We start from the raw sequence: 8,694 nt of genomic DNA on the forward strand, positions 1-8,694 counted from the left end.
CGACAAGCCCGCGGACAAGCCGACCGGCACCCGCGCGCAGCAGGTCGCGGCGATCGAGAAGCCCAATAGCGGCGATCCGGCGGAGGACGGCTATACCTATGGCTTCCGCCTCTGGACGGCCAAGCTCTATCCCGAGGCGCGCCGCGAGCTGGAGGCGGTCGCGACCAAATATCCGACGCACCGCCGCGCCAGCTATGCGCAGAATCTGCTCGGCCGCGCCTATCTCGATGCCGGGGCGCCGAGCCTCGCCGCCGTCGCCTTCTACGAGAACTACAAGAAGAACCCCAATGGCGAGCGCGCGGGCGACAGCCTCTATTATCTGGCGCAGGCGCTCACCAAGCTGAAGAAGCCGGCGACCGAGATCTGCAAGGTCTATACCGAGCTGACCCAGCTTTACGGCGAGCGGCTGAACGCCGAGATGCGCGCGGGGGTCGATCAGGGACGTGCCGCCAACAAGTGCAAGTGACGCGGCCGCAGCTGGCGCGCTGAGCGGCGGCGCGGCGCGCTTCCGCGCCGATCTGCTGGCGCTGTCGGGACGTGCGCCCGCGCCCGAAGCGCCGCTTGCGCTCGCGGTCTCGGGCGGGCCGGACAGCATGGCGATGCTCGCGCTCGCCAGTGCCGCCTTTCCGGGCTGCGTCGTGGTTGCCACGGTCGATCACCGCCTGCGCGCCGCCTCGGCGGACGAGGCGGCGATGGTCGCGGACGCCTGTACCGCGCTTGGCGCGCCGCATCGCACTTTGGCGCCCATTTCGCCCATCAAGGGCGCCAGCATCCAGGCCAGGGCACGGGAAACGCGCTATTTTCTGCTGGAGCAATGGGCCGCCGAAGTTGGCGCCCCGGCGCTTCTGACCGCGCATCATGCCGACGATCAGGCCGAGACCTTCCTGATGCGCGCCGCACGGGGCTCAGGCGTCGCCGGCCTCGCCTCGATCCGCGCGCGGCGCGAATCGGATGCCAAGGGATTGATTCTGCTGCGTCCCTTGCTCGGCTGGCGCCGTGCCGAGCTGCGCGCTCTGGCGGTCGCGGCGGGGTTGCCCTTTGTCGACGATCCCTCGAACGACGATGCGCGGCACGATCGCACGCGCTTCCGTGCGCTGCTTGCGGCCAATCCGGAGCTCGATGTTGGCGGGCTCGCGGCGTCCGCCCGCCACGCCGCCGAAGCCGAGGCGACGCTTGCGGGGCTCGCCGATCGCTACTGGGCCGAGCGCGCCGTGGTCGGCGAGGCGGAGATCCGGCTGGAGATCGCCGATCTCCCCCGCGAGATCCGCCGCCGCCTCGTCCGCCGCGCGATTCGCGAGATGCGGACCTGCGCGCGAATCACCGCGCCCGCCTTTCCCGACGGTGCCAACATCGAAGCCCTGCTGGACCAGTTGGAAGCCGCTTCGGGAGGCACCCATGCCGGAATCGAGGCCCGCACCCGCGCAACCTTCGCAACCTTCCGTCCGTCCCCGCCGCGCCGATCACTCTGATCGACGTTGTTCCATTGTCATTAACGCCCACATGCCTATCTACTGGGCTTCGAAAGGTGTTGGGCACGATATGAGCGACAACGGCAAGCCGCAGGGTCCGGAGAACGGTGGCGGCAATCCCTGGATGAAGAGCCTGCTGATCTGGGTGGGAATCCTGGCGGCGCTGGCGCTGTTCGTCACGGTCTTCGACACCCGCACCGCCCAGCCTACGGGGAACACGATTCCCTATTCGACCTTCCTCGACAAGGTCGAGTCGGGCGACGTCAAGGACGTCAATATCGCGGTGGGCACCGGCGTCGTCACCGGCACGATGACCGAGGGCAAGTTCCGCACCTATACGCCCAACGATCCGCAGCTCACCCAGCGGCTGCGCGACAAGGGCGTCGTCATCAATGCGCGGCCCGAGGATACGCCCTCGATCTGGCAGTATATCCTTGTCCAGTCGCTGCCCTTCCTGCTGTTCCTCGGCATCGCCTTCTTTGTGCTGCGCCAGATGCAGAAGAATTCGGGTTCGGGCGCGATGGGCTTCGGCAAGTCGCGCGCGCGGCTGCTGACGCAGAAGGAAGGCAAGGTCACGTTCGACGATGTCGCCGGCATCGACGAGGCGCGCGAGGAATTGCAGGAGATCGTCGAGTTCCTGAAGGATCCGAGCAAGTTCGCACGGCTGGGCGGCAAGATCCCCAAGGGCGCGCTGCTGGTCGGCTCGCCCGGTACCGGCAAGACGCTGCTCGCCCGTGCGATCGCGGGCGAGGCGGGCGTGCCCTTCTTCACCATTTCGGGCTCGGACTTCGTCGAGATGTTCGTCGGCGTCGGCGCGAGCCGCGTGCGCGACATGTTCGAGCAGGCCAAGAAGTCGGCGCCCTGCATCCTGTTCATCGACGAGATCGATGCCGTCGGCCGCTCGCGCGGTGCCGGCCTGGGCAACCAGAATGACGAGCGCGAGCAGACGCTGAACCAGCTCCTGGTCGAGATGGACGGCTTCGAGGCGAACGAGGGCATCATCATCATCGCGGCGACCAACCGCCCCGACGTGCTCGATCCGGCGCTGCTGCGTCCGGGCCGCTTCGACCGCCAGGTCGTGGTGCCGCGTCCGGATATCGAGGGCCGGGTGAAGATCATCCAGGTCCATATGAAGAAGGTGCCGCTGGCGCCCGACGTCGATGCCCGCGTGATCGCGCGCGGCACGCCGGGCTTCTCGGGCGCCGATCTGGCGAACCTCGTCAACGAGGCGGCGCTGCTGGCTGCGCGCCGCGGCAAGCGCCTCGTCGCGATGAGCGAGTTCGAGGACGCCAAGGACAAGGTGATGATGGGCGCCGAGCGCAAGTCGATGCTGATGACCGAGGACGAGAAGCGGATGACCGCCTATCACGAGGCCGGTCACGCCATCGTCGCGATGCACGAGCCGGCTTCGGACCCGATCCACAAGGCGACGATCATTCCGCGCGGCCGCGCCCTGGGCATGGTGATGCGCCTGCCCGAGCGCGACCAGAATTCGATGCACCGCGACCAGATGTATGCGCATCTCTCGATCGCGATGGGCGGCCGCGTCGCCGAGGAGTTGATCTTCGGCTATGACCGGGTGAGCTCGGGCGCCTCGTCGGACATCCAGTCCGCCACGCGCCTGGCGCGTTCGATGGTGACGCGCTGGGGCATGTCCGATGCGGTGGGTCCGCTCGAATATGCCGAGGACGAGCAGAATTATCTTGGCTACGGTATGGCGCGCCCGGCGAACATGTCGAACGAGACGGCGCTGCTGATCGATGCCGAGATCAAGAAGCTGGTGGAAGGCGGTCTCAACCGCGCCAAGCAGCTCCTGACCGACCATATCGACCAGCTGCACGGCCTGGCCAATGCGCTGCTCGAATATGAGACGCTGACCGGCGAGGAGATCAAGCGGCTGATCGCGGGCGACGAGATCGGCCGCGACGATCCCAGCGCACGCAGCGCGCCGGTTCCCGCGGGCGGCACCTCGATCCCGAAGATCCGCCGGCCCAAGGGTCCGTTCGGCAATCCGGCGCCGCAGGGCGCCTGAATTCAGCCGGCGTTCAAGCTGTGACGAATAGCCCTTCCCTGAGCAATCGGGGGAGGGCTTTTTCCATGCGGTTCATGCTGTTGGCGGCCGTCGTTGCCTCGCTGTCGAGTGCGCCTGCGTCTTTGGCCCAGGAGGCGCCGCAGGGGCCGCAGATGACCGTGGCGGATTTCATCGATCGCTGGACGGCGGTGAAGGCGGAAAAGGACAAGCCCGAACAGGCGGCGCAGGCCGCCCGGCTCACTTATGCGCTCGGTGAGTCCTTCAAGCGCTACAAGGCGGAGCTGGATGCCGATGCCAAGGCCGGCAAGCCGCCCCGGGCCTGTCCGACAAAGGGCACCAAGGATACGTTCCAGATAGACGATCTGGTGAACGCGCTGGACGATCTTCCGCAGGTACGCCGCGAGGGCGCGTTCGACACCGAATTCTTTGAATTCCTGGACCGGCGCTATCCCTGCACCGCGCCGGTCAGCCCATCATCCCCATCAGCACCAGCAGCAGCAGGAACAGCACCAGGATGATGATGATGAAGAAGCACAGGATGATCGTGCGCAGGATCGCCGAGGGCCAGCCCAGCGAATAGGCCTGCTTCATCTGCCGGGTCATGTGGACGAGCGGGATCACGAACGATGCCGTGCCCAGCCACGCCGCGCTCACGCCCGCCGCGCCCAGTACGGTGACGGCGATGAACAGCAGCGACATGAACGCGATCGAATAGGTGATGAACACCGTGTGATCGTAGAGCTTGTACTGGCGCTTCCAGAAGAACAGCAGCCATACGAACGGCAGTGACAAGGGTATGAGAAGCCAGGAGAACTTATAGCTGCTCGCTTGCAGCTTGTAGATCATCAGCGCCGGGTTCTCGCGCCATTTCTCGATGCCGTGATCGAGCGCGTGCCAGCCGGTATGGCTGGTGACGACCGCCTCGACCGGATCGCTCGTGGACTTGAGCGCGGCGGCGGCGGTCGTCAGATCCTGCAATTCCTTGTCGGCCTCGGCGATCCGCTCGACATATTTGGCGCGCTTGGGATCGTCGGCGGAACGCTCGTCGCGCGCCTCGATCGCGTTCTTGCGGCGCTCCAGGACATCCTTGCGGGCTTCCTCGATCGCGGCCTGGGGCTTGGCGCGCTGCGCGTGCAAGTCGGCGGGCGGCGAAATCCCCAGGATCTGGAACACCGCGAACATCGTGAAGATCGAGAAGAGGAAGATCGCCATCGGCGAGACGAACCGTGCCCGCTCGCCGGCGATGTAGCGCCGCGTGAGGTCGCCCGGCCGCCAGGCGAGGAGCGGCAGCGTCTTCCAGAGCTTGCCTTCGAAATGGGCGACGCCGTGCAATATCTCATGCCCGATCGCGGCCAGCGAGCGGTGGACATGCCCCGATTGGCCGCATTCGTGGCAATGCGGGCCGACCAGCGCCGTCCCGCAATTGAGGCAGGTGCCGCCATGTGCCTCGCCATGGCCTTCGCCGGCATGCGGCTCCACGGCGCGGCCGATCAGCGCGCCTGAAACGATTTCTCCTGCCGCATCAAGATCCCCCATGCCCCTGAGACCTATCAGCTTCGCGCCAGCCGTGCTAGCGGGTGCCGCATGGCCGACGCCGATATCCAGATGCTGGTCGCCGACATGGGCAGGCGCGCCCGCGCCGCCGCGCGGACGCTCGCGGCAATGCCGAGCGCGGCCAAGAGCGCCGCGCTGCTGGCGGCCGCGGCCGCGATTCGCGCGGCGAGCGCCGAAATCGCCGCCGCCAATGCCGAGGACATGGCCGCGGCGGAGGCATCGGGCCTGTCGGGTGCGCTGCTCGATCGGCTGCGGCTCGATGCGGGGCGGATCGAAGCCATGGCTTCGGGGGTCGAGGCAGTGGCGCGGCTCAGCGATCCGGTCGGCCAGGTGATCGACCGTGCGGAGCGCCCCAACGGGCTGGTGCTCACCCGCACGCGCGTCCCGATCGGCGTGATCGGCATCATCTATGAGAGCCGGCCCAACGTGACCGCCGATGCCGGCGCGCTCGCGGTGATGGCCGGCAATGCCGCGATCCTGCGCGGCGGTTCGGAAGCGATCCGCAGCAACCGGGCGATCCATGCGGCGCTGGCGCGCGGGCTGGAAGCGGCCGCCGCGCCTGCCGACGCGGTGCAGCTCGTGCCGGTCACCGATCGCATGGCCGTGGGCGCGATGCTGACGGCCGAGGGGCTGATCGACCTGGTCGTGCCGCGCGGCGGCAGGAGCCTGGTCGCGCGGGTGCAGAGCGAGGCGCGCGTGCCCGTGCTCGCGCATCTCGACGGGATCAACCACACTTATATCGACCGCGCCGCCGATCCTGCCATGGCGCGCAGCCTGGCGCTCAACGCCAAGATGCGCCGCACCGGCGTCTGCGGCGCGACCGAGACGCTGCTGATCGATCGCGCCTTCGCCGATCCCGCGCCGATCCTGGCGGCGCTCGCCGATGCCGGGTGCGAGCTGCGCGGCGATGCCGATGTCCAGGCGATCGATCCGCGCGTGCTGCCGGCGGATCGCTTGGACTGGGACACCGAATATCTCGACGCGATCCTGTCGGTGAAGCTGGTCGACGGCGTCGGGGATGCGATCGAGCATATCGCCCGGCATGCCTCGCACCATACCGACGCGATCGTCACCGAGGACGCGGCGGTCGCCGAGCGCTTCCTGGCCGAGGTCGACAGCGCGATCGTGATGTGGAACGCCTCGACCCAGTTCGCCGACGGCGGCGAGTTCGGGCTGGGTGCCGAGATCGGCATCTCCACCGGCCGGCTCCATGCGCGCGGTCCGGTCGCGCTCGAGGGGCTGACGACGTATAAATGGGTGGTGCGCGGGACGGGGCAGACCCGGCCTTGAAGGGCTTCACGCGACTGTATACATTCAATACATGTCCAAGCCGATCGTCATAACCTCGCGGATCGACTCCGAGCTTACGCAGGCGCTCGATAAGCTTGCTGCGCGCCTCAAGCGATCGCGCGCCTGGGTCGTCGAGCAGGCGGTCGCGCGGTATGTCGAGGAGGAATCGGAATTCTGGGCCTTCATTCAGGAAGGTGTGGATGCCGCCGATCGGGGTGAGCTCGTCAGCCAGGAAGAAATGGAAGCATGGTTTGAAAGCCGGCGGCACCGAGCCGTCGCCGAATGAGCCGCGCCCATTGGACGGTACTCGCCCGGGCAGATTTGGGCGGCATCGACGATTTCTATCAGAAACACGCTCCGGATTTCGCCGAACAGCTCGGTGCCGCGGCCCTGAAGGCCTCGCGGTTTCTGGCGGAGCGGCCGCGCGCCGGCGCGGTGCTCGAAGGCGATATCCGTAAATGGCGGATCACGGGGTTCGACTATGTGCTGCTCTATCGCGTCGCGGCTGGTGGGATAGAAGTCTTGCGCATGCATCATGTGCGCCAGAACTGGCGAAGATCGGGACGGGATTGAAGCGCATTGGACTTCTCGGCGGGTCGTTCAATCCGGCGCATGAGGGGCATCGGCGGCTCTCGCTCCATGCCCTGCGCGCGCTGGAGCTCGACGAGGTGTGGTGGCTGGTCTCGCCGGGCAATCCGCTCAAGCCGGAAAAGGGCATGGCGCCCTTCGCGGCGCGCATGGCTTCCGCTCGGGCGATGGCCCGGCATGCGCCGATCCGGCCTACGGGAATCGAGAAGCGCCTCAAGACCCGCTACACCGCCGATATACTCACCAGGCTGCCGCGACTCTATCCGCGCCATCGCTTCATCTGGCTGATGGGCGCGGACAATCTGGCGCAGTTCCACCGCTGGCAGCGGTGGCGCCATATCGCCCGGCAGGTTCCGATTGCGGTGATCGCCCGTCCGGGCTATGATCGCCAGGCCCACGCAAGTCCTGCGATGGGTTGGCTGCGGCGCGCTGTGCGGCCCGCAGGCCAGGCGAAGAATTGGACGCGATGGAGATTGCCGGCACTTGTGCTGTTGCGCTTCCGCCCCGATCCTACCTCGGCGACGCGCCTTCGGGCCGCCGATCCCGTCTGGCACCGGCGTTTCCTCGACATGCTTCAGAACCGTGTTTTGAAGGAGTCGGCGCCGTCTCCACTTATCGGCACAGACCGTATTCAACCCTAGGAGTTCCCTTGGCCAGTTCCCCCAATGTGCAGCGATCGACCGACGCCGACGGCGTTGCCGCGCTGCATAGGCTCGTGATGACGTCGCTCGACGACGATCAGGCGGTCGAGACGGTTTCCATCCCGCTTGCGGGCAAGAGCAGCATCGCCGATTTCATGGTGGTGGCCTCGGGCCGTTCGACGCGCCAGGTCGCTTCGATGGCCGCCAAGCTCGCCGAGAAGATCAAGGCCGAGTTCGGCCGCAGCCCGCGCGTGGAAGGGCTGCCCACCGCCGACTGGGTGCTGATCGATGCCGGCGACGTGATCGTCCATCTGTTCCGCCCCGAAGTGCGCAGCTTCTACAATCTCGAGCGCATGTGGGCGTTCGGAGACACGGCCGCCGCGGGCCAGGCCTGAGCCTTTTTGCTTTGACCCGCACGAGCCCGCTCCCCCACCCGGCCACCCGACGCCAGTGTCCTATGGGTGGCCGGGTGGGGAAGCGGGCTGGTGCCGCGAAACGCGCCAGCGTTTCCCAATAACCAGCGATGCTGCTCCATATCGTCGCGCGCGGGCGCATCGGGCGCAGCCCCGAGGCGGAACTGGTCGATCGCTATCTGAAGCGGCTGTCCTGGCCGGTGCGCATGACCGAATTGCCCGATACCGGCGGCAAGATGCCCGCGGTCGAGGGCGCGACTCGCATCGTCATGCTCGATGAGACCGGCGAGAATCTGCCGTCGCGCGTGCTCGCGGAGCGGCTGGGCGTGTGGCGCGATGACGGTATCCGCGAGGCGCGATTCCTGATCGGCGCGGCGGACGGCTTCGGTGATGCCGAGCGCGCGCAGGCGCACCTGCTCCTGTCCTTCGGCCGCGCGACCTGGCCGCACATGATGGCGCGAGCGATGCTCGCCGAGCAGCTCTGGCGTGCTGCCTCGATCCTCGCCAACCATCCTTATCACCGCGAAGGCTGATGGGGCCTGCACGCAGCTTGATCCTTGGCGGCGCATTGGTGGCGATGCTTGCCGCCGGCAGCCTGGCGGGCGCACAGGTGCCGGGCATCGCCGATCAGCAGCAACAACGATTGAAGGCCGCGCAGGGCCAGTCCCAGGCGGCGCAGGCGCGCTCGCAGGCGCTGGAGCGCGCCG

Annotated in this window: 11 protein-coding genes; 10 read left to right on the forward strand and 1 reads right to left on the reverse strand. The window is 67.5% G+C overall.

The genetic code is table 11. From position 1 onward, the window contains the following. The 4 genes from HB724_RS19785 to HB724_RS19800 form a co-directional block, all read left to right on the forward strand. Positions 1-466: tetratricopeptide repeat protein (locus HB724_RS19785; RefSeq protein WP_213982671.1), on the forward strand; the 466-nt coding region annotated here is incomplete at its 5' end. Further along, positions 444-1,469 carry a tRNA lysidine(34) synthetase TilS gene (gene tilS, locus HB724_RS19790; protein WP_346344761.1) on the forward strand — a complete coding sequence of 342 codons (1,026 nt, stop codon included), beginning with the start codon at positions 444-446 and terminating at the stop codon, positions 1,467-1,469. The genes HB724_RS19785 and tilS, both read left to right, overlap by 23 nt. Before the next feature lie 70 nt (positions 1,470-1,539). Continuing rightward, positions 1,540-3,501, forward strand: a complete 1,962-nt coding sequence (ftsH, locus tag HB724_RS19795) for an ATP-dependent zinc metalloprotease FtsH (protein ID WP_213982672.1) — start codon at positions 1,540-1,542, stop codon at positions 3,499-3,501. Positions 3,502-3,566: 65 nt separating this feature from the next. Further along, positions 3,567-4,019 (forward strand): hypothetical protein, encoded by a 453-nt coding sequence (locus HB724_RS19800; protein ID WP_213982673.1) that lies wholly within the window; start codon positions 3,567-3,569, stop codon positions 4,017-4,019. Here the strand turns inward: HB724_RS19800 and HB724_RS19805 are convergent. Beyond that, positions 3,967-5,037 carry a DUF3667 domain-containing protein gene (locus HB724_RS19805; RefSeq protein WP_213982674.1) on the reverse strand — a complete coding sequence of 357 codons (1,071 nt, stop codon included), beginning with the start codon at positions 5,035-5,037 and terminating at the stop codon, positions 3,967-3,969. The genes HB724_RS19800 and HB724_RS19805 overlap by 53 nt on opposite strands. Before the next feature lie 48 nt (positions 5,038-5,085). Between HB724_RS19805 and HB724_RS19810 the strand changes: the two genes are divergently transcribed. The 6 genes from HB724_RS19810 (at position 5,086) to HB724_RS19835 (ending at position 8,520) form a co-directional block, all read left to right on the forward strand. Next, complete coding sequence (locus HB724_RS19810; RefSeq protein ID WP_213982675.1) at positions 5,086-6,345, forward strand: glutamate-5-semialdehyde dehydrogenase; 1,260 nt, start codon at positions 5,086-5,088, stop codon at positions 6,343-6,345. A 31-nt stretch (positions 6,346-6,376) separates the two neighbouring features. Continuing rightward, positions 6,377-6,631, forward strand: a complete 255-nt coding sequence (locus HB724_RS19815; protein ID WP_213982676.1) for a ribbon-helix-helix protein, CopG family — start codon at positions 6,377-6,379, stop codon at positions 6,629-6,631. Beyond that, positions 6,628-6,918 carry a type II toxin-antitoxin system RelE/ParE family toxin gene (locus HB724_RS19820; protein ID WP_213982677.1) on the forward strand — a complete coding sequence of 97 codons (291 nt, stop codon included), beginning with the start codon at positions 6,628-6,630 and terminating at the stop codon, positions 6,916-6,918. Before HB724_RS19815 ends, HB724_RS19820 begins: the two co-directional genes overlap by 4 nt. Then, positions 6,915-7,574, forward strand: a complete 660-nt coding sequence (locus HB724_RS19825) for a nicotinate-nucleotide adenylyltransferase (RefSeq protein ID WP_213982678.1) — start codon at positions 6,915-6,917, stop codon at positions 7,572-7,574. Before HB724_RS19820 ends, HB724_RS19825 begins: the two co-directional genes overlap by 4 nt. 77 nt (positions 7,575-7,651) lie before the next feature. Further along, positions 7,652-7,969: a ribosome silencing factor gene (gene rsfS / locus HB724_RS19830; RefSeq protein ID WP_213982681.1), complete on the forward strand. Its 318-nt coding sequence runs from the start codon at positions 7,652-7,654 to the stop codon at positions 7,967-7,969. Positions 7,970-8,097: 128 nt separating this feature from the next. Then, positions 8,098-8,520 carry a 23S rRNA (pseudouridine(1915)-N(3))-methyltransferase RlmH gene (locus HB724_RS19835; protein WP_213982679.1) on the forward strand — a complete coding sequence of 141 codons (423 nt, stop codon included), beginning with the start codon at positions 8,098-8,100 and terminating at the stop codon, positions 8,518-8,520. The last annotated feature ends 174 nt before the right edge of the window (positions 8,521-8,694 follow it).

Source organism: Sphingomonas sp. dw_22, from assembly GCF_018449795.1.
Classification (GTDB): domain Bacteria; phylum Pseudomonadota; class Alphaproteobacteria; order Sphingomonadales; family Sphingomonadaceae; genus Sphingomonas.

Coding starts and splice junctions, on each gene's coding strand:
- ftsH (WP_213982672.1), top strand. CDS start 1,540: ATGAGCGACAACGGCAAGCCGCAGGGTCCGGAGAACGGTGGCGGCAAT.
- HB724_RS19800 (WP_213982673.1), top strand. CDS start 3,567: ATGCGGTTCATGCTGTTGGCGGCCGTCGTTGCCTCGCTGTCGAGTGCG.
- HB724_RS19805 (WP_213982674.1), bottom strand. CDS start 5,037: ATGGGGGATCTTGATGCGGCAGGAGAAATCGTTTCAGGCGCGCTGATC.
- HB724_RS19810 (WP_213982675.1), top strand. CDS start 5,086: ATGGCCGACGCCGATATCCAGATGCTGGTCGCCGACATGGGCAGGCGC.
- HB724_RS19815 (WP_213982676.1), top strand. CDS start 6,377: ATGTCCAAGCCGATCGTCATAACCTCGCGGATCGACTCCGAGCTTACG.
- HB724_RS19820 (WP_213982677.1), top strand. CDS start 6,628: ATGAGCCGCGCCCATTGGACGGTACTCGCCCGGGCAGATTTGGGCGGC.
- rsfS (WP_213982681.1), top strand. CDS start 7,652: ATGACGTCGCTCGACGACGATCAGGCGGTCGAGACGGTTTCCATCCCG.
- HB724_RS19835 (WP_213982679.1), top strand. CDS start 8,098: ATGCTGCTCCATATCGTCGCGCGCGGGCGCATCGGGCGCAGCCCCGAG.